The following is a 19807-nucleotide window of genomic DNA, read 5'->3' on the forward strand; positions in this document are numbered from 1 at the left end:
GGTCCTGAAATGATGCGGCGGGCCGCTATGCCTTTTGCAAAGCAGCCTAATGCGCTTTATGCAGCCGCAAAAGCGAATTGAGGGCATGGGCCATGACGAAGCGGATCGAATTCGAGCTGGCGGCGACGGACGGGCAGGCGCGCACCGGGCGCATCACAACGCCGCGCGGCGACATCCGCACGCCCGCCTTCATGCCCGTGGGCACGGCGGCGACCGTCAAGGCGATGATGCCCGAAAGCGTTGCGGCGACGGGCGCCGACATCCTTCTGGGCAACACCTATCACCTCATGCTCCGCCCCACGGCGGAACGGATCGCGCGCCTCGGGGGACTGCACGACTTCATGAACTGGCAGGGGCCGATCCTGACGGATAGCGGCGGCTTTCAGGTGATGAGCCTTGCCGATCTACGCAAGCTGACCGAGGAGGGTGTCGCCTTCCGCAGCCATATCGATGGCTCGAAACACATGCTGACCCCCGAGCGCTCGATGGAGATCCAGCGCCTTCTGGGCAGCGATATCGTGATGTGTTTCGACGAATGCCCCGCCTTGCCCGCGACGGACAAGGCCGTGGCCGAGAGCATGGAACTCTCGATGCGGTGGGCGCGCCGCTCCAAGGACGCCTTCGGCGAGCGGCCGGGCCACGCGCTCTTCGGGATCATGCAGGGCGGCGTGACGCGCGAGCTTCGCGCCATAAGCGCCGGTAAACTCGTCGATATCGGTTTTGACGGCTACGCCATCGGCGGGCTTGCCGTGGGCGAGGGGCAGGAGGCCATGTTCGGCGTTCTGGACTACGCGCCCGGCATGCTGCCCGAGGACAAGCCGCGTTACCTGATGGGCGTGGGCAAGCCCGACGATATCGTCGGCGCGGTCGCGCGCGGCGTCGACATGATGGATTGCGTGCTGCCCTCGCGCTCGGGCCGCACCGGGCAGGCCTGGACGCGGAGGGGGCAGGTCAATATCAAGAACGCACGCCACGCGGACGATCCGCGCCCGCTGGATGAAGACTGCACATGCCCCGCCTGCCGGAACTACAGCCGCGCCTACCTGCATCACGTCTTCCGCGCGCAGGAGATGATCTCGGGGATGCTGCTGACCTGGCATAACCTGCATTACTACCAAGAGATCATGGCCGGGATGCGTGGCGCGATCGCGGAAGGCACGTTCGATGCGTGGCAACGTGAGTTTCACAGCCTCCGCGCCGAAGGCGATATCGAGCCTCTCTGACAACCTGTAAGCCAGGCTTTCAGATCATCACGAAAACTGATGCAGTCGTGCCTTGCTGCAGCGCAGCGCGTTCTTACCTGTCAGTCCACGCAGCAGCATTTCCGAAAGGCATTCGCAATGACCGAGACACTCTTCACCCCCATCGACGCCGGCGCGCTCCACGCGAAGAACCGCGTGGTGATGGCGCCACTGACCCGGAACCGGGCCGACAACGACACCGGCGAAGTGGGAGACATGCATGTCGACTATTACCGCCAGCGTGCGGGCGCCGGCATCATCATCACCGAGGCCACGCAGATCAGCCCCGAAGGCAAGGGGTATTTCCAGACCCCCGGCATTCACACCGAGGGACAGGTCGCCGCGTGGAAGCGCGTCACCGACGCCGTGCACGAAACGGGTGGCACCATCGTGATACAGCTGTGGCATGTGGGGCGCGTCAGCCATACCTCGCTGCAGCCGGGCGGCGGGCAGCCCGTCGCGCCCTCGGCCATTTCGGCAGGCGTGCAGACCTTTACCGCCGATGGCTTCGTCGACACGTCGACGCCCCGCGCTCTGGGGCTGGACGAAATGCCACGCGTCGTCGCCGATTACGTCCACGCGGCCAAAATGGCCAAGAAGGCCGGGTTCGACGGGGTCGAGGTGCATGGCGCCAATGGCTATCTGCTGGACCAGTTCCTGAAGACCGGAAGCAACCACCGGACGGATGCCTATGGTGGCAGTCCCGAGAACCGTGCACGCCTTCTGCTCGAGGTTCTGGACGCCGTGACCGAGGTTTGGGGCGGCGATCGCACCGGCCTGCGCCTGTCGCCTTTCTCGCCCGCCAATGGCATCGAGGACGCGCATGCGCAGGAGACAGCGGAATACCTCATCCCGAAGCTCAATCGCTTCGGCCTTGCCTACCTGCACATGATCGAAGGGGCGACCGGCGGGCCGCGCGAGCTGGACGAAGGCCAGAGCCTCGCCGCGCTTCGCAAGCTTTTCAATGGCGTCTACATGGGCAATAACGGCTATGATCGCGCGATGGCCATCGAAGCCGTCGAGACCGGCAAGGCCGATATGGTCGCCTTCGGCGTGCCCTTCATCGCCAATCCCGACCTGCCCGAAAGGCTGCGGCAGAACGCTCCGCTGAACGCCCCCGACAAGGACACGTTCTATGGCGGCGGACGCGAAGGCTATACCGATTACCCCGCCCTGCCTGAAACCGTTTCTTGATCGGCGAGAACGAGAGGGCGGCTCATGGCCGCCCTCTCCACCTCGGGCGACTTGCGCAATTTAGACCAAATCGGCGCGGGGAAGACCTTGCCCCTCGCGCGCCGCGGCGTCATTCTGACCCGCAAGGTTGAAAGCGGCGGGGGACCGCCCCAAATCAACTCCCAGACGGAGAGGGCATGGCCGCCGCCGGGCGGGGCCTGACCCTCTTGCCAATAAAGGTTCGGAGAGAATTCGGGCCGATGCATAAGGAAAGAGCATGAAAGAGCCTCTCAACTCCTCCTACCCGGTGCTGCCGCTGCGCGATATCGTGGTGTTCCCGCACATGATCGTGCCGCTTTTCGTGGGCCGGGAGAAATCCGTGCGCGCGCTCGAGGAGGTCATGTCGGACGACAAGCAGATCCTGTTGTCGAGCCAGATCGACCCGAGCGTCGACGATCCGGACGCCAAGGGCATCTACAAGGCCGGCGTGCTGGCCAACGTGCTGCAACTGCTGAAACTGCCCGACGGCACCGTCAAGGTGCTGGTCGAGGGCGTGGCGCGGGTGCGCATCACCGAATATCTCGACAACGCGGATTTCTTCGAGGCCCGCGCCGAGTATCTGACCGAGATGCCGGGCGACGCCACGACGATCGAGGCGCTGCTGCGCTCCGTCACGAACGAGTTCGAGCGCTATTCCAAGGTAAAGAAGAACGTGCCCGAAGAGGCGCTGACAGCCGTGGCCGAAGCGGGTGATCCCGCGCGCCTCGCCGATCTTGTCGCCGGCCATCTCGGGATCGAGGTGCAGCAGAAGCAGGAGCTTCTGGAGACGCTTTCGGTCAGCGAGCGGCTGGAGAAGGTCTACGGCCTGATGCAGGGCGAGATGAGCGTTCTTCAGGTCGAGAAGAAGATCAAGACGCGCGTCAAGAGCCAGATGGAGCGCACCCAGCGCGAATATTATCTGAATGAGCAGATGAAGGCCATTCAGAAGGAGCTGGGCGACGGCGAGGATGGCGAGGGCGAAGTCGCCGAGCTCGAAAAGCGCATCGGCGAGACCAAGCTCAGCAAGGAGGCGCGCGAGAAGGCCGAGGGTGAGCTGAAGAAGCTCAAGAACATGAGCCCGATGAGCGCCGAGGCGACCGTCGTGCGCAACTATCTCGACTGGATGCTGTCGATCCCGTGGGGCGTGAAGAGCCGCGTGAAAAAGGATCTTGGCCGCGCCGAGCAGATCCTCGATGACGATCACTATGGTCTCGAGAAGGTCAAGGAGCGCATCGTCGAGTATCTGGCCGTCCAGCAGCGCTCGAAGAAGCTGAAGGGCCCGATCATGTGCCTCGTTGGACCTCCGGGCGTGGGCAAGACCTCGCTCGGCAAGTCGGTCGCCAAGGCGACCGGGCGGGAGTTCATCCGCATCAGCCTTGGCGGCGTGCGCGACGAAAGCGAGATCCGCGGCCACCGCCGGACCTATATCGGCTCCATGCCGGGCAAGATCATTCAGGCGCTGAAAAAGGCCAAGACGACGAACCCGCTCATCCTTCTCGACGAGATCGACAAGATGGGGCAGGACTTCCGCGGCGATCCGGCCTCGGCCATGCTCGAGGTGCTCGACCCCGAGCAGAACGGGACCTTCGTCGACCACTATCTCGAGGTGGAATACGACCTCTCGAACGTGATGTTCCTGACCACGTCGAACAGCTACAACATGCCCGGCCCGCTGATGGACCGCATGGAGATCATCCCGCTGGCCGGCTATACCGAGGACGAAAAGCGCGAGATCGCCAAGCAGCACCTGCTGTCGAAACAGGTCAAGAACCACGGCCTCAAGAAGGGCGAGTTCGAGCTGACCGATGCGGCGCTGACGGATATCATCCGCTACTATACCCGCGAGGCGGGCGTGCGGAACCTCGAGCGCGAGATCGCGAAGGTCGCGCGAAAGGCGGTGACCAAGATCATCAAGAAGGAGGTCGCCTCCGTCACGGTGACGCCGGAAAACCTCAGCGACTTCCTCGGCGTGCGCAAGCACAAGTTCGGACTGGCCGAGGAGGCCGATCAGGTCGGCGTCGTCACGGGTCTTGCCTACACATCCGTTGGCGGGGAGCTTCTGAATATCGAAGCGCTGCGCCTGCCGGGCAAGGGCCGGATGAAAACCACTGGCAAGCTCGGCGACGTGATGAAGGAGTCGATCGACGCGGCGAATTCCTATGTCCGCTCGGTCGCGCCCGCCATCGGGATCAAGCCGCCGCGCCTCGAGAAGTGGGATATCCACGTGCATGTGCCCGAAGGTGCGACGCCCAAGGACGGGCCGAGCGCGGGTCTTGCGATGGTGACCTCCATCGTGTCGGTGCTCACGGGCATTCCGGTGCGCAAGGATATCGCCATGACCGGCGAGGTGACGCTGCGCGGCAACGCGCTGCCCATCGGCGGCCTCAAGGAGAAGCTGCTCGCCGCGCTGCGGGGCGGGATCAAGACGGTGCTCATCCCGCAGGAGAACGAGAAGGATCTGAGCGAGATTCCGGACAATGTGAAGGAAGGGCTCGAGATTGTTCCCATCACCCATGTGCGCGATGTTCTGCGCCTCGCGCTGACCCGCGCGCCCGAGCCGGTGGAGTGGGACGAGGCCGCCGAGGAGGCCGCCGCCGCAGAGGCCGCGCTCAAGGCGGGGCCGGACAGCACCGGCGCGACCGCGCATTGATTTGGATCGCATGAGACTTTGAAAGGGCGCCCTAGTGGGCGCCCTTTATTATCTCAAAACATAAGCTTACGCAAATGAGTTCGCGCGGAAATCAGATGTGATGACGCTCAGTTCGCGCTGACCAAGGCCGTGATGAACACGAGCGCCGTGAGCGACAGCGCGACGATCTCGGCTTGGTTTGTCGACGAGCTGGCCGTCTCGGCCTCGATCACGGCAGGCTCCATGACCGGCTCGGAAAGATTGCCGGCCATGACGGGCGCGGCGGCGAATGTCGCTGCGGCGATGGCCGCGAGAAAAGTTGCTTTCATGAAAATCCCCCAAGGTTGTTCGCGCTTGCCGCGATTTGTTTTCGATGTGGAGCGCGAGCATTTGCGGCGCCGCGCTTGGTCCCATTCCGAGGTTTGCAGCATACTGACGTTGCGTCAAGCATCGCCGCGCCGTCAGATCAGCGGCGCCTCCGCCTCGGCCCGTTCCAGATCGGCCAGAAGCGCGGCATAGGTCTTGGCCGCGCGGGCGATGCGGCCGGGGGGAAGGCCGAGATTCTCCACTCGGATCAGCGCCTCGAAGCCGAGAAAGAACGGCAGGACCACGCCGCGCTCGTGTGCATCGAGCGCAAAGCCTTGCGCGAACTCGGCTAGGCAGTCGCGGTCGACGCCGAAGACGCTGACGGGCGAGAGGCGCAGGCGGCGACGGCCCATATGCATCGCGAAGCGGGCGATGTCCTTGAGCACGGGCATGCGGCGCGAGCCGCCGAGATCGATCCCCGTGACGCGCGGTGCCTCGACGATAAGGTTGTTGGGATGAAAATCGCCGTGGCAGATCGCGCAGCGCCAGGGCGCCGCCTCGATCGCGGGCGCAAGGCGCCGCATCTGCGCGAGGATGCCCGCCTCGATCTTCTGCAATCCGTCAAAGGGCTGCTGGCGGGCGGCGCGCTCGGCACGGGCGATCCAGCGGTCCGGTTGCGCGGCCTCGAAGGCCTCGGTCGGGGCGGTGCTGGCGCGCAGCCACGCAGCGGCGCGCGGCAGATGGGCGCCGCGCTCGGCCTCGTCGAGACTGTAGAGAAGGCTCATCAGCGGGGTTCCCGGCACGTCCTCCTGAACCGTCACGCCCGCCTCGGGCGCGGCGCAGATCGGTTCGGGAATGCGCAGGTCGCCCTGCGACATGTAGGGCCAGAGGCGCTCCATCTCGTCCCAATCGCGCCGCGCCGCGCCGTCCGCCGGATCGAGATGCATGCGCAGGATGACGGCGCGCCCGTCCAGAGCGGCGCGCAGGATGATGCGTTTGCGCTTCACATGCCGGATGAGCGCGCCGGGCACGATCCGCGCGAGGCGCGGCTCGGCGCGGGCGGCATCTTCCAACTGGCGCGCGACGAGGCTGCGAAGCTGCGGGTCGAGGGGGGCATCGGCATTCATCGGCGCAGTCAAGCGCAGGGGCGCGGCGCGGTCAATCGGGCAATCGCGCGGCTGGGCGTTGAACCCCTCGGGGCGCGCGGCTATGCTCGCCGCTGCGGCGGGACGGCCCCGCCGAATGCCAGACGCGAGAGGCCCCAGATGAGCGATAGACCCGTTGCCGAAATGAGTTTCGAAGAGGCGATGGCCGAACTCGAGCAGGTGGTCGGCCGCCTCGAGAGGGGCGATGTGGCGCTGGACGAGTCGATCACCCTCTATGAGCGCGGTGCCGCCTTGAAAAAACGCTGCGAATCCAAGCTGAAAGAAGCCGAAGAGAAGGTTGCCGCGATCACGCTCGACAGCGATGGAGAGCCTGCGGGCCTGCGCCCCGTCGACGGGGTGTGAGCAGGGTGGAGGCCGAGCTGGACGCCGCGCGCGCGGCGGTCGAAGCGCATCTGGACCGGGCGCTCGCGCCTTTCGGTGGGCATGATATCGCCGCCGCCATGCGCCACGCGGCGACAGGCGGCAAGCGGTTGCGCGCCTGCCTCGTGCTGGCCTCCGCGCGGCTGCACGGCGTGCCCGACCATCAGGCCATATGGCCCGCATGCGCCATCGAGGCGCTGCATGCTTATAGTCTCGTCCATGACGATCTGCCCTGCATGGATGACGACGATGCACGGCGCGGCCAGCCCACTGTGCATGTCAAATGGGACGAGATGACGGCCGTTCTGACGGGCGACGCGCTTCAGGCGCTAGCTTTCGAGCTGGTCACCCATCCCGAGGCCGGGAGCGGCGAGGTGCGCGCGGGGCTGGCGCGCAGCCTCGCGCAGGCGGCGGGCGGGCAGGGCATGGTCCTCGGCCAGGCGCTCGACATGGCGGCCGAGCGGCCGGGGGCGGCGCTCAATCTCGAGCAGATCACGGCCTTGCAGCGCGGCAAGACGGGCGCGCTTTTCGAGTGGAGCGCCGCGGCGGGCGCGCGCATGGCCGAGGCCGATCCCGCGCCGCTCATCCGCTATGCCGCCGCGATGGGGCAGGCCTTCCAGATCCACGACGATGTGATCGACGTGACGGGCGATGCCGAAGCGGCGGGCAAGGCGGTGGGCAAGGACGCCGCCAAGGGCAAGGCGACCTTCGTGTCGCTCCTCGGCCTCGAGGGCGCGCGCGCACGCGCCGCCGCGCTGGTTGACGAGGCCGAGGACGCGCTATCTGGTTACGGGAGCGCCGCCGATCCCTTGCGGCGCATCGCTCGCTTCGCTATCTCGCGGAAAAGCTGATCCGCCGCCCGGCGCGGACTTTCCGCGCATCACCGCCCCGAGGAGGGGCAGAGCCATGACTACCGAACCCGACACGGCACCCCGCACACCGCTTCTCGATGGCGTCTCGAGTCCCGCCGATCTCAAGCGGCTGAGCGACGCGGACCTCGGGCGCCTCGCGGGTGAGCTGAGGGCCGAGACGATCCACGCGGTTTCGCAGACCGGCGGGCATCTGGGGGCGGGTCTCGGCGTGGTGGAGTTGACCGTCGCGCTTCATGCGGTGTTCGACGCGCCGCGCGACAAGATCATCTGGGATGTGAGCCATCAGAGCTATCCGCACAAGATCCTGACGGGCCGGCGCGAGCGGATGAAGACCATCCGGCAGAAGGACGGTCTCAGCGGCTTCACCAAGCGCAGCGAGAGCGCTTACGATCCGTTCGGCGCGGCTCATTCCAGCACCTCGATCAGCGCCGCGCTCGGTTATGCCGTGGCGCGTGATCTGGGCGGCGCCTGCGAGACGGGCCACGGCGACTGCGTCGCCATCATCGGCGACGGCGCGATGAGCGCGGGCATGGCCTTCGAGGCGATGAACAACGCGGGCGCGCTCGGCAAGCGGATGTTCGTCATTCTCAACGACAACGAGATGTCCATCGCGCCGCCCGTCGGCGCGCTCTCGTCCTACCTCTCGCGCCTCTATGCCGAGCAGCCGTTTCAGGAATTGAAGGCCGCCGCGAAGGGCGCGGTCTCGCTCCTGCCCGGCCCGTTTCAGGAGGGTGCGCGCCGCGCCAAGGAGATGCTGAAGGGCCTCGCGGTGGGCGGCACGCTCTTCGAGGAGCTTGGATTCTCGTATCTCGGGCCCATCGACGGGCATGACATGGACCAGCTTCTGCCGATCCTGCGCACCGTCCGCCAGCGCGCGACGGGGCCCATGCTGATCCATGTGCTGACGAAGAAGGGCAAGGGCTATGCGCCCGCGGAGGGCGCAGACGACGGCGGGCATGCGACGGCGAAATTCGACGTGGCGACGGGCAAGCAGAAAAAGGCGCCCAGCAACGCGCCGAGCTATACGTCGGTCTTCGGGCGGGCGCTGGTGGAGCATGCGAGCCGTGACGACCGGATCGTCGCGGTCACGGCGGCCATGCCGGGCGGCACGGGCCTTGATCTCATGGCCGAGCGCTATCCGTCGCGCTGTTTCGACGTGGGCATCGCCGAGCAGCACGCGGTGACCTTCTCCGCCGGGATGGCGGCGGGCGGCTTGCGGCCCTTCTGCGCGCTCTATTCGACCTTTTTGCAACGCGGCTACGACCAGGTCGTGCATGACGTGGCGATCCAGCGCCTTCCCGTGCGCTTCGCCATCGACCGTGCGGGGCTGGTGGGCGCCGATGGTGCGACCCATGCGGGCAGTTTCGACACGGCGTTCCTCGCCAATCTGCCCGGATTCGTCGTGATGGCCGCGGCTGACGAGGCCGAGCTTGTGCATATGGTCGCCACCGCCGCCGCGCATGACGAGGGTCCCATCGCGTTCCGCTATCCGCGCGGCGAGGGCGAGGGGGTGACCATGCCCGAGCGCGGCGAGCCGCTCGAGATCGGCAAGGGGCGCATGATCGAGGAGGGCAGCCGCGTCGCGCTGCTCAGCTTCGGCACGCGCCTTGGCGAGGTGCGCCGCGCCGCCGAAGCGCTGCGCGCGCGGGGCATCACCCCCAGCATCGCCGATGCGCGCTTTGCCAAGCCGCTCGACCGGGACATGATCCTGAAACTCGCGCAGGATCACGAGGCGCTCATCACCATCGAGGAAGGCGCGATCGGCGGTTTCGGCAGCCATGTGGCGCAGCTTCTGGCGGATGAGGGCGTGTTCGATCACGGGCTGAAATTCCGCGCGATGGTGCTACCCGACATCTTCATCGACCAGGCGAGTCCTGCGGACATGTATGCGGTGGCGGGCCTCGGGGCCGAGCAGATCGAGGCGAAGGTGCTCGAGGTTCTGGGCGTGGCGCAGATCGCGGGCAAGCGGGCATAGGCGGAAAACCGGCACGGCCCGCAATTCGGCCTTTTCTTGGGGCGATGCCGGCTTAGCTTTCACTGCATGATGATGTTTCGTGCCCTCGCCGCCGCGTTTTTGATCGCTTCTCCCGCCATCGGGCAAACGCTGGATGGCCCGAGCGGCCCCATTCCCGTCACGCGCATGGCCGATGGGCTGGACGGTCCCTGGTCCTTCGGGTTTCTGCCGGGTGGCGATGTGCTCATCACCGAGAAGGGTGGCACGCTCTGGCGTCTTTCGGACGGCCCCAAGACCGAAATCGGCGGCGTCGGCCCCATCGAGGTGATCGGGCAGGGCGGCCTGCTAGACGTTCTTGTCCCGCGCGATTTCGCCGAGAGCCGCCAGCTTTATTTCTCCCATTCGATCCGGCAGGGACGCGGCGCTGGCACGGCCCTAGCGGTCGCGACGCTGGCGGAGGGCGCCGATACGCTCGGCGACTGGCGTGTGATCTTCGAGATCGAGGAGGGCAGCCAGGGCGGGCGCCATTTCGGCTCGCGTCTCGTCGAAGGCACGGACGGGCTGATCTACATGACCGTGGGCGAGCGGGGCGACCGGCCCTCGGCGCAAGATTTAGGCCGCGAGAACGGGAGCGTGCTGCGCCTGACGCGCGAGGGCGCGCCGGCGCCGGGCAATCCCTTCATCGGGCGGGAGGGCGCGCAGTCCGCCATCTGGTCCTACGGGCATCGCAATCCGCAGGGCGCGGCGCTTGACGCGCAGGGCACTCTATGGGTGAGCGAGCATGGCGCGGCGGGCGGCGACGAGGTCAACCGCGTCGCCGAGGGCGCGAATTATGGCTGGCCCGTCATCTCCTACGGCACGCATTATTCGGGCCGGCCCTTCGAGGCGACGGCGAAGCCCGGCATGGAGCAACCCGCTTTCTATTGGGACCCCAGCATCGCGCCCTCGGGCCTCATGATCTATTCCGGCGCGCTCTTGCCCGAATGGGAGGGCGATTTCTTCACCGGATCGCTCAAGTTCGGCTTCATCTCGCGCCTGTCGGGCGATCCTTTGGAAGAGGTTCAGCGGCTCGAAGGCCCCGAGACGGCCCGCCTGCGGGACATCCGCGAGGGACCGGACGGCGCGATCTGGTTTCTGAGCGAAGGTCAGGGCGCCCTCTTCCGCATGGCACCCTGACGGGTCAGACCGACAGGCGCGAGGAATGCGAGCCGCGCTCGCGGTAAGGCGTCGTGTTGTAATGCGCGCGGTAGCATTTCGAGAAATGCGAGGGCGAGGAAAAGCCGCAGGCCAGCGCCACGTTGATGACCGTCATATCCGTCTGCATCAGCAGGTTGCGCGCTTTCTGGAGTCGCAATTCCATGTAATAGCGCTTGGGCGAGCGGCTGAGATAGCGGCGGAAGAGGCGCTCGAGTTGCCGGGTGGACATGCCCGCATCGCGCGCGAGCGTCGCGGGGCTGATCGGCTCCTCGACATTACTCTCCATCATCTGGATCACCTGGCTCAGCTTGGGATGGCGCACGCCGATCCGCGTCGGAACCGACAGTCGCTGCGTGTCCTGATCGGTGCGGATCGACGAATAGATGAGCTGATCGGCGACCGCGTTCGCCAGCTTCTCGTCATGGTCCTGCGCGATGATGTTGAGCATGAGGTCGATGGACGAGGTGCCGCCTGCCGTCGTCATGCGCGCGCCGTCGACGGTGAAGACCGACTTCGTTAGGTTCACCTCGGGAAACTCCTCGGAGAAGCTGTCGTGGTTCTCCCAGTGGATCGTCGCGCGCTTGCCGTCGAGCAGCCCCGCGCGCGCCAGAAGATAGGAGGCGGTGCAGAGCCCGCCCATCTTGAGACCGCGCCGGGCCTCGCGGCGCAGCCAGTTCAGCATGCGCTTGGTCGCGGCCTGCTGGATCTCGATCCCGCCGCAGAGAAGCACGGTGTCGTCGCGGCTCAGCTCGCCCAAAGACCCGTCGAGCTGAAAGCGCGAGCCGGCCGAGCAGGCGATCACGTCGTCGCTGTCGCCGATCACGGACCATTCATAGATCGTCTTTTCCGCCATGCGGTTGGCGATGCGCAGGCATTCCACGGCGGCGGCGAAACTCAGCAGCGTGAAATTGTCGATCAGCACGAAGACGAAGCGCCGCGGCGCCGCGGAGGCGCTGGCGGGTTTTGCGGCAGAGAGGCCGGTGGCCGTGCCGTACTGGCTCTTGCGCGGGTCGCTGGACATGAACGATGCGGCCTCGGGTTGGCGTTTCGATTAAACGGGTGTTCCACGAAAACGATGCTTTTGACAAGGGATGCGGCGCGAAATTGACATGCGCGCGGCATTATTCGTGTGGCGCTGCGCCGAGGCCTTTGCTATGCAGCCGTCTCAGAATTGACCAAGGCGGAGTGGATCTGATGGCTGAATGGAGCAAATCCGACTGGCGCGCGATGCCGCGCGTTCAGATGCCCGACTATACCGATGCGGCAGCGCTGAAGGATGTCGAGGCGCGGCTCGCGCAGTTTCCGCCGCTGGTCTTCGCGGGCGAGGCGCGGCGCCTCAAGGCGCAGCTCGGCGCGGCGTCGCGCGGCGAGGCGTTCCTGCTGCAAGGGGGCGACTGCGCCGAGGCGTTCAACCAGTTCAGCGCGGATGCCATCCGCGACACGTTCAAGGTGATGCTGCAAATGGCGATGGTGCTGACCTTCGCTGCCAAGGTGCCCGTCGTGAAGGTCGGCCGCATGGCCGGCCAGTTCGCCAAGCCGCGCAGCGCGCCCACCGAGACGGTGGATGGCGTGGAGCTGCCGAGCTATCGCGGCGACATCATCAACGAGCTGGCATTCTCCAAGGAGGCGCGGGTTCCCAATCCGGCCAACATGCTCAAGGCCTATACGCAATCCTCGGCGACGCTGAACTTCCTGCGCGCCTTGTCCAAGGGCGGCTATGCCGACATGAACAAGGTCCATAGCTGGACGCTCGGGTTCACCGAAAGCGAGAAGGCCGCCCGCTTCCGCGAAATGGCGGGCCGGATCACCGATGCGCTCGACTTCATGCGCGCGGCCGGGATCAACGACGGCTCGACCGAGGCGCTTCAGACGGTGGATTTCTACACCAGCCACGAGTCGCTCCTGCTGGAATACGAAGAGGCGCTGACGCGGCTCGACACCACCTCAGGCAACTGGCTCGCCGGGTCTGGGCACATGATCTGGATCGGCGACCGCACGCGCCAGCCCGACGGCGCGCATGTCAACTTCGCCAGCGGCGTGCTCAACCCCATCGGCCTCAAATGCGGACCCAGCATGACCGAGGAGGATTTGAAGCTCCTTCTGGCCAAGCTGAACCCCGCGAACGAGGCCGGACGCCTCACGCTGATCGCGCGTTTCGGCGCGGGCAAGGTGAGCGAGCATCTGCCGCGCCTCATCCGCACCGTGCGCGACGTGGGCGCCAACGTGGTCTGGGTGTGCGATCCGATGCACGGCAACACGATCAAGTCGGCCTCGGGCTACAAGACGCGGCCTTTTGACGCTGTCCTGCGCGAGGTGCGCGAGTTCTTCGCCGTGCACAAGGCCGAGGGCACGATTCCCGGCGGCGTGCATTTCGAGATGACCGGCCAGGACGTCACCGAATGCATCGGCGGCGTGCAGGCCGTGACGGACGAGGATCTGAGCGATCGCTACCACACCGCCTGCGATCCGCGCCTCAACGCATCGCAATCGCTCGAGCTGGCCTTTCTCGTCGCGGAGGAACTGTCCTCGCTTCATGAGGAGCGCCGCGCCGAAGCGGTGTGACGCTGCCGGCGTCTTCGGGTAAAGGCGCGCGGGGCCTCCCTGCGCGCCTTTTTCATGCCCGAGCTTACCTGCACAATCAGACGTAAGCTGCTCAATAATTGGGCAAACCATTCCGCGCAGGCACGAATTTGCGGCGACGCAGCATTTCTCTCGCTCTTGCAGCGCATTCGGGTTGCCGCATCGCAGCAAGGCATGGTTTCAATGAGAGACAGGCGGAAGCCAGCGATACCTCCTCCCATCGCTTTTCGCCCACACGATCCGTTCGGGGCACCTCCTCCCGCCCCGCCCGGCACGATAAAGGCAGCGCCACGGTATCCTCCTCCCACCACGGCGCTGACGACAAGAAATGGTCCAACAGGGCACGGCCGGGCGGCATCCACCGCTCGGCCGTTTTCCGGTCAGCTCTTGACGAGGCGCAGGTAGGGGCGCTCCGACGGCCTGCGCGGGGCCGGGGCGGGCGCGGCAGGCTCCTCGGCCGGCAGGGTCGGCGCCGCATCCGGCCTGTCATCACCGCAGAGCGGCGACAGCTCGGCATGCGCGATCTCGAACCGGCGCGGCCCGCGCCCGATCGTGCCCGTCGTCACGAGGCAGCCGAGGGCCCGCGAGATATCGCCTAGATCGCTGCGCAGGGGCATCATGAGAAGCGTGCCGTGCAATTCGGGCGCGCCGGGGCGGGCGGCGCTGGAGAGGGTGAGCCGCACCGTGGCGGGCTGATCGAAGAGGCAGACGAGGTGATGCGCGAGCGCGTCGCGCGCGCCCGGTTCGAGAAAGGCGCTGATCGGCATGCCGCGCACCTCCATGCCCATGAGGTCCGTCAGGTGCCCGCCCGCGATGCGCAGCCGGGCGAGACCGGGCGCGATGCGCTCGGTGATGAAGGCATGGCTCAGCAAGGGCTCGATCCCGCGCGGGTCGATGTCGGAGCGGCGCGGCACCAGCGCGCCACGGCGCATCTTGCGCCAATAGGCCTCGAACGCCGCGAGGGCAGGGCCGTGCGGGCCTGCGCCCGGCGCCGGGGCCTGCGATGGTCCGAATGGTCTGCCGCCGTGATCCTTGCTCATCCTCTGGCCCTCCAGCCACCAGCAATGCAGTCCGAACAGCCGGGCAGACGGCCCGGTTCCCCCCCGGTTCCCCCTGACGCCGCGCGCCATGCGCCTCATGTTCGGTCTGTCCCCCAGTCCCGGCGCCTCGACCGAGTCGATGCGGCGCCTCGGATCGATCATGCCACAGGTCCGGCGGCATTTATCTAAAATCCTATTCAACTGGTTAATCTTTGCCGAGCGCCGCGCGCGGCGGACCAAGGACGCGCTGCGGCTTGCCTCGGGCGCGGCGGCGCCTTAGACCGGGCGCTGTTCGATGATCGACACCAGCCAAAGGGATCGCCATGACCGCACCCCAAGCCTCGCTCCGCTCGATGACCGCCTTCGCCGCAGGGCGCGGCGGCGTGCCCGGGCATGAGTGGACATGGGAGCTGCGCAGCGTCAACGGCAAGGGGCTCGATCTGCGGCTGCGCGTGCCGGACTGGATTTCGGGACTGGAAGCCGGTCTGCGCGCCAAGCTGACGGCGGCGCTGTCGCGCGGCAATGTCTCGCTCTCGGTCCGGGTGCAGGCCGAGGAGGCGGGCGGGCGGCTGACCGTCAATGCCGCGCAGCTCGATGCCGCGCTCGATGCCGTGGCCGAGGTCGAGGCCCGCGCGATGGCGCGCGGCCTCTCGCTCGCCCCGGCGCGTCCCGGCGATCTTCTGGGCATTCGCGGCGTGCTCGAAATGACGAGCGCCGAGGCCGATACCGAAGCGCTCTGTGCCGCCATGCTGACCGATTTCGACGCCGTTCTGAGCGATTTCGAGACGATGCGCGCGCAGGAAGGCGCGGCGCTCGCCGCGCTGCTCGAGGGGCATCTGGCCGAGATCGCGCGCCTCACGGACGCCGCCGCGACCGCCGCCGAGGCCCGGCGTCCCGAGGCCGCCGCCGCGCTCACCGCGGCGCTCGCGCGGGTGATGGAGGGCGCGCCCGGCGCGGACGAGGCGCGCGTCGCGCAGGAGCTGGCGCTCATCGCCGTCAAATCCGACATCACCGAGGAGATCGGCCGGCTTCACGCCCATGTCGAGGCGGCGCGCGCGCTTCTGGCCAGCGGTGCACCCGTGGGGCGCAAGCTCGATTTCCTCGCGCAGGAATTCAACCGCGAAGCCAACACGCTTTGCTCCAAGGCCGGCTCGAGCACGCTCACGGCCATCGGCCTCGAGATGAAGGCCGCCGTCGATCAGCTGCGCGAGCAGGTCCAGAATGTCGAGTGAGGGTTAAGCATGGTGCAAAGACGCGGCCTTTTGATCATCCTGTCCTCGCCCTCGGGCGCGGGCAAGTCCACGCTGTCGCGCCGGCTGCGCGCCTGGGACGAGAATGTCCTCTTTTCGGTCTCGGCCACGACGCGCGCGCCGCGCGAGGGCGAGGTCGAGGGGCAGGACTACTATTTCATGCAGACCGACGATTTCAAACGGCAGGTCAACGAGGGCGAGATGCTCGAACATGCCTATGTCTTCGGCAATCTCTACGGCTCGCCCAAGGGACCGATCGAGGCTGCGATCAACGCGGGGCGCGACGTTCTCTTTGATATCGACTGGCAGGGCGCGCAACAGATCCAGAACTCGGATCTGGGCAAGCACACGCTGTCGATCTTCATCCTGCCGCCCTCCATCGCCGAGCTGCGCCGCCGCCTCGAATCGCGCGGGCAGGACAGCGCCGAGGTGATCGCCAAGCGCATGAAGAAAAGCTGGGACGAGATCAGCCACTGGGCGGAATACGACTATGTCCTGACCAACGACAATCTGGACGCGACCGAGACCAAGCTCAAGCAGATCATCGCCGCCGCGCGCCTGCGCCGCATCCAGCAGCCGGAACTGACCGAGCATGTGCGCAGCCTTCAGATGGAATTCGAGGATATCGCATGACACTTTACGCATTGGACGGCATTCGGCCCGAAACCCCGGAGAGCGGCGATTTCTGGGTCGCGCCCGGTGCGCATGTGATGGGCCGCGTGACTTTGGGCGAGGCGAGTTCGGTCTGGTTCGGCGCGGTCCTGCGCGGCGATAACGAGATGATCGCCGTGGGCGAGGGGACGAACATACAGGAAAACTGCGTTCTTCACACCGATATGGGCTTCCCGCTCACCATCGGCGCGGGGTGCACCATCGGGCACAAGGCGATGCTGCATGGCTGCACGATCGGCGAGAATTCCCTGATCGGCATGGGCGCGACGGTGCTGAACGGCGCGCGCATCGGGCGCGATTGCCTGATCGGGGCCGGGGCCTTGGTGACGGAAGGCAAGGAAATCCCCGACGGCAGCCTCGTCATGGGTGCGCCCGGCAAGATCATCCGCGATCTCGACGACGCCGCCATCGAGCGGCTTCGGGAAAGCGCGCGCCATTACCAGCGCACGATGCGGCGGCACAAGGCTGGCCTGAAGCCGATTTAGATTGGCGATCAGCGCGGTAGAAGGTCTTCTTCATCCGCCTGAAGGGCCAGCCACTCACGGAACTTGGCGAGCGCGGCGTCCTCCGCCTTGGTCTCGGGCCAGATCAGGAAATAGCTGCCCGGGCTGGGGACGGGACCACCCCAGACCGGCACGAGCCGCCCCGCCTCGAGATCGCCGCGCGCGAGATATTCCGGCAGGAGCGCAACGCCCAGCCCATGAAGCGCCGCCTGCGTGATGGTCGCGAATTGGTCGTAGACCGTGCCCGGCACCCGTGCGACCTCGACCCCCTGCGCAGCCAGCCACGCCCGCCAGGCATCGGGCCGCGTCTCGATATGCATGAGCGGCAGGTCCAGCAGGTCGCGCGCGTCGCGCGGCGCTTGCGCATCGATCAATTCGGGCGCGCACACGGCAATGACCGTCTCGCCCCTCAGCCGGAAGGAGGCCGTGCCCGGCCAATCGGCGGCGCCGAAATGTATCGCCGCGTCAAAGGGTTCTACATCGAAGTTGAATGGCTTTATCCGGGTGGACAGGTTCAGCGTCACTTCGGGATGCTGGCGCGCGAAATCGGGCAGGCGCGGGATCAGCCAGCGCATTCCGAACGTCGGCAGAATGGCGAGGCTGAGCGAGCCGCCCGAGGGATTTACCGCGAGTTTCATCGAGGCCTGCGCGATCCGCGCGAGCGCCTCGCGTATCTCGGCCGCGTAGTGCACCGCCTCGGGCGTGAGGCCCATCCGCCGCCCGGCCTTGACCACGAGCGCCACGCCCAGTTGTTCCTCGAGCGCCTGGATCTGGCGGCTGACCGCGCTTTGCGTGAGCGCCAGCGCCTCGGCGGCGGCCGTCGCGCTGCCCAGCCGGTCGAGCGCCTCGAGCGCGCGCAGGCTCGCGATAGAGGGCAAAAAGCGGCGGGGCAGGGTCATCTATTCCATTTCCTCATGGAAACTTCCGAAACACTTGGTGTTCTTCTGGCGCCCCGGGGCCTATATTGCAATCAGAACCCGTAAAACTCATGAAAGGGAATGGCATGAGCCTCGACGCCCCCGCAGAACGACCTAGCATCAAGGCCAAGGACGCGCCCGATCTCGCCGGTTTCGACTGGCAGGATCCGTTCCGCCTCGACGACCAGCTCGAGGAAGACGAGCGCATGATCGCGCAGAGCGCGCGCAGCTTCGCGCAGGAGACGCTCCAGACACGCGTCGTCAAGGATTACGCCGAGGAGGCCGTCGCACCCGAGCTTTTCCCGCAGATGGGCGAAATGGGCCTTCTTGGCACCACGATCCCCGAGGAATACGGCGGGCTGGGTGCGGGGTATGTCAGCTACGGCCTCGTCGCGCGCGAGATCGAGCGCGCCGACAGCGGGTACCGCTCGATGATGAGCGTGCAGTCCTCGCTCGTGATGTATCCGATCTATGCCTATGGCAGCGAGGAGCAGCGCCGGAAATATCTGCCCAAACTGGCCGCGGGCGAGTGGATCGGCTGTTTCGGCCTGACCGAACCCGATGCGGGCAGCGATCCCGCGGGCATGAAGACGCGCGCCGAGAAGATCGACGGTGGCTATCGCCTCACCGGCTCCAAGATGTGGATCTCGAACAGCCCCATCGCGGATGTCTTCGTGGTCTGGGCGAAGTCCGACGCGCATGATGGGAAAATCCGCGGCTTCGTTCTCGACAAGGGCATGAAGGGCCTCTCGGCGCCCAAGATCGCGGGCAAGCAGAGCCTGCGCGCCTCGGTCACCGGCGAGATCGTGATGAAGGGCGTCGAAGTGGGCGAGGAGGCGCTTCTGCCGCATGTCGAGGGCCTCAAGGGCCCGTTCGGCTGCCTCAACCGCGCGCGCTATGGCATCGCCTGGGGCGTGATGGGCGCCGCCGAGTTCTGCTGGCACGCCTCGCGTCAATATGGGCTCGACCGGCACCAGTTCCGCAAGCCGCTGGCGCAGACGCAGCTCTTCCAGCTCAAGCTCGCCAACATGCAGACCGAGATCACGCTGGGCCTTCAGGCCGCCTTGCGCGTCGGGCGCCTGATGGACGAGGCCAACGCCGCGCCCGAAATGATCAGCCTCATCAAGCGCAACAATTGCGGCAAGGCGCTCGATATCGCGCGCATGTCGCGCGACATGCATGGCGGCAACGGCATCTCCGAGGAGTATCAGGTGATCCGCCACATGGTGAACCTCGAGACGGTCAACACCTATGAGGGTACCCATGATGTCCACGCGCTGATCCTCGGGCGCGCGCAGACGGGCCTTCAGGCGTTTTTCTGAGGTCCGGGCAGGGCGGGCATAGCGCCCGCCCTTGATCCCGCGCAGGTTCGCGGCCAATGATCCGCGTGACATCAGCCCAAGGAGCTTTCCCAATGTCCGACATCACCCGCAGCCATACCGGCCCGCGCATGAGCCAGATCGTCACGCATAACGGCACCGTCTATCTTGCCGGTCAGGTCGGCAATGCCGGCGACAGCGTGAGCGAACAGACCAAGACCTGTCTTGCGAATATCGACGCGCTGCTGGCCGAGGCCGGGTCGGACAAGACGCGTATCCTCCAGACGATCATCTGGATGGCCGACATGAAGGACTTCGCCGAGATGAACGCCGTGTGGGAAGACTGGATTCCCGAGGGCCAAACGCCCGCGCGGGCCACGGGCGAGGCGAAACTGGCAACGCCGGACTACTTGGTCGAATTCATCGTGACCGCCGCTCAGAAGTGATGATGATGCGCCGCGGCGGGGGATGTCCGCCGCGGTGCAAACCTGCGCGATTGGCTTAATCCCAATTACGCATAATCAGTATTATGTAAATGTTTAGACTGAAAAGCATTGCGTAGGTGAAGCGCCACAACCCTTGCGGCACA

Annotated in this window: 18 protein-coding genes; 13 read left to right on the top strand and 5 right to left on the bottom strand. The window is 66.4% G+C overall.

Annotated elements, in window-relative coordinates:
• Positions 1 to 92 precede the first annotated feature (92 nt).
• From tgt to lon, 3 genes are all read left to right on the top strand, one after another.
• On the top strand, positions 93 to 1223 hold the full coding sequence (gene tgt, locus ACGRVM_RS02705; RefSeq protein WP_377168953.1) for a tRNA guanosine(34) transglycosylase Tgt: 1131 nt from the start codon (positions 93 to 95) through the stop codon (positions 1221 to 1223).
• Between the two features lie 117 nt (positions 1224 to 1340).
• A complete protein-coding gene (locus tag ACGRVM_RS02710) occupies positions 1341 to 2435 on the top strand; it encodes an alkene reductase (protein ID WP_377168951.1) in 1095 nt (364 codons plus the stop codon).
• Between the two features lie 256 nt (positions 2436 to 2691).
• A complete protein-coding gene (lon, locus tag ACGRVM_RS02715) occupies positions 2692 to 5103 on the top strand; it encodes an endopeptidase La (protein WP_377168949.1) in 2412 nt (803 codons plus the stop codon).
• Positions 5104 to 5210: 107 nt separating this feature from the next.
• On the opposite strand, the gene ACGRVM_RS02720 is transcribed toward lon, so the two are convergent.
• On the bottom strand, positions 5211 to 5411 hold the full coding sequence (locus ACGRVM_RS02720; protein ID WP_377168947.1) for a hypothetical protein: 201 nt from the start codon (positions 5409 to 5411) through the stop codon (positions 5211 to 5213).
• Positions 5412 to 5543: 132 nt separating this feature from the next.
• On the bottom strand, positions 5544 to 6515 hold the full coding sequence (locus ACGRVM_RS02725) for an aminoglycoside phosphotransferase family protein (protein WP_377168945.1): 972 nt from the start codon (positions 6513 to 6515) through the stop codon (positions 5544 to 5546).
• Between the two features lie 138 nt (positions 6516 to 6653).
• On the opposite strand from ACGRVM_RS02725, the gene ACGRVM_RS02730 reads away from it, so the two are divergent.
• The 4 genes from ACGRVM_RS02730 to ACGRVM_RS02745 all read left to right on the top strand — a co-directional run bounded on the left by ACGRVM_RS02730 (position 6654) and on the right by ACGRVM_RS02745 (position 10916).
• A complete protein-coding gene (locus ACGRVM_RS02730; RefSeq protein WP_377168943.1) occupies positions 6654 to 6896 on the top strand; it encodes an exodeoxyribonuclease VII small subunit in 243 nt (80 codons plus the stop codon).
• 5 nt (positions 6897 to 6901) lie between these two features.
• Positions 6902 to 7765, top strand: a complete 864-nt coding sequence (locus ACGRVM_RS02735) for a polyprenyl synthetase family protein (RefSeq protein ID WP_377170021.1) — start codon at positions 6902 to 6904, stop codon at positions 7763 to 7765.
• 55 nt (positions 7766 to 7820) lie between these two features.
• Positions 7821 to 9761, top strand: coding sequence for a 1-deoxy-D-xylulose-5-phosphate synthase (gene dxs, locus ACGRVM_RS02740; RefSeq protein WP_377168941.1), 1941 nt, complete (start codon positions 7821 to 7823; stop codon positions 9759 to 9761).
• A gap of 72 nt (positions 9762 to 9833) precedes the next feature.
• Entirely contained in the window at positions 9834 to 10916 is a 1083-nt protein-coding gene (locus ACGRVM_RS02745; protein ID WP_377170019.1) for a PQQ-dependent sugar dehydrogenase, read from the top strand.
• A gap of 4 nt (positions 10917 to 10920) precedes the next feature.
• On the opposite strand, the gene ACGRVM_RS02750 is transcribed toward ACGRVM_RS02745, so the two are convergent.
• On the bottom strand, positions 10921 to 11958 hold the full coding sequence (locus ACGRVM_RS02750) for a GlxA family transcriptional regulator (protein ID WP_377168939.1): 1038 nt from the start codon (positions 11956 to 11958) through the stop codon (positions 10921 to 10923).
• A gap of 173 nt (positions 11959 to 12131) precedes the next feature.
• Between ACGRVM_RS02750 and ACGRVM_RS02755 the strand changes: the two genes are divergently transcribed.
• Entirely contained in the window at positions 12132 to 13499 is a 1368-nt protein-coding gene (locus ACGRVM_RS02755; RefSeq protein WP_377168937.1) for a class II 3-deoxy-7-phosphoheptulonate synthase, read from the top strand.
• Positions 13500 to 13897: 398 nt separating this feature from the next.
• Here ACGRVM_RS02755 and ACGRVM_RS02760 read toward each other — a convergent pair whose 3' ends face one another.
• Positions 13898 to 14557: a PAS domain-containing protein gene (locus ACGRVM_RS02760; protein WP_377168935.1), complete on the bottom strand. Its 660-nt coding sequence runs from the start codon at positions 14555 to 14557 to the stop codon at positions 13898 to 13900.
• Between the two features lie 323 nt (positions 14558 to 14880).
• Here ACGRVM_RS02760 and ACGRVM_RS02765 point away from each other — a divergent pair, with 323 nt between their 5' ends.
• The 3 genes from ACGRVM_RS02765 to ACGRVM_RS02775 are packed head-to-tail and all read left to right on the top strand — an operon-like array spanning position 14881 to position 16964.
• Positions 14881 to 15789 carry a YicC/YloC family endoribonuclease gene (locus ACGRVM_RS02765; protein WP_377168933.1) on the top strand — a complete coding sequence of 303 codons (909 nt, stop codon included), beginning with the start codon at positions 14881 to 14883 and terminating at the stop codon, positions 15787 to 15789.
• A gap of 9 nt (positions 15790 to 15798) precedes the next feature.
• Positions 15799 to 16440: a guanylate kinase gene (gmk, locus tag ACGRVM_RS02770; protein WP_377168931.1), complete on the top strand. Its 642-nt coding sequence runs from the start codon at positions 15799 to 15801 to the stop codon at positions 16438 to 16440.
• On the top strand, positions 16437 to 16964 hold the full coding sequence (locus tag ACGRVM_RS02775) for a gamma carbonic anhydrase family protein (RefSeq protein ID WP_377168929.1): 528 nt from the start codon (positions 16437 to 16439) through the stop codon (positions 16962 to 16964). The genes gmk and ACGRVM_RS02775 overlap by 4 nt, the downstream gene beginning before the upstream one ends.
• A gap of 8 nt (positions 16965 to 16972) precedes the next feature.
• On the opposite strand, the gene ACGRVM_RS02780 is transcribed toward ACGRVM_RS02775, so the two are convergent.
• Positions 16973 to 17881, bottom strand: coding sequence for a LysR family transcriptional regulator (locus ACGRVM_RS02780; RefSeq protein ID WP_377168927.1), 909 nt, complete (start codon positions 17879 to 17881; stop codon positions 16973 to 16975).
• Positions 17882 to 17985: 104 nt separating this feature from the next.
• Between ACGRVM_RS02780 and ACGRVM_RS02785 the strand changes: the two genes are divergently transcribed.
• Positions 17986 to 19221 (top strand): acyl-CoA dehydrogenase, encoded by a 1236-nt coding sequence (locus tag ACGRVM_RS02785; RefSeq protein ID WP_377168925.1) that lies wholly within the window; start codon positions 17986 to 17988, stop codon positions 19219 to 19221.
• Between the two features lie 92 nt (positions 19222 to 19313).
• On the top strand, positions 19314 to 19664 hold the full coding sequence (locus ACGRVM_RS02790; RefSeq protein WP_377168923.1) for a RidA family protein: 351 nt from the start codon (positions 19314 to 19316) through the stop codon (positions 19662 to 19664).
• Positions 19665 to 19807 lie beyond the last annotated feature (143 nt).

It is taken from the genome of Roseovarius aquimarinus (assembly GCF_043661195.1).
Lineage (GTDB): Bacteria > Pseudomonadota > Alphaproteobacteria > Rhodobacterales > Rhodobacteraceae > Roseovarius > Roseovarius aquimarinus.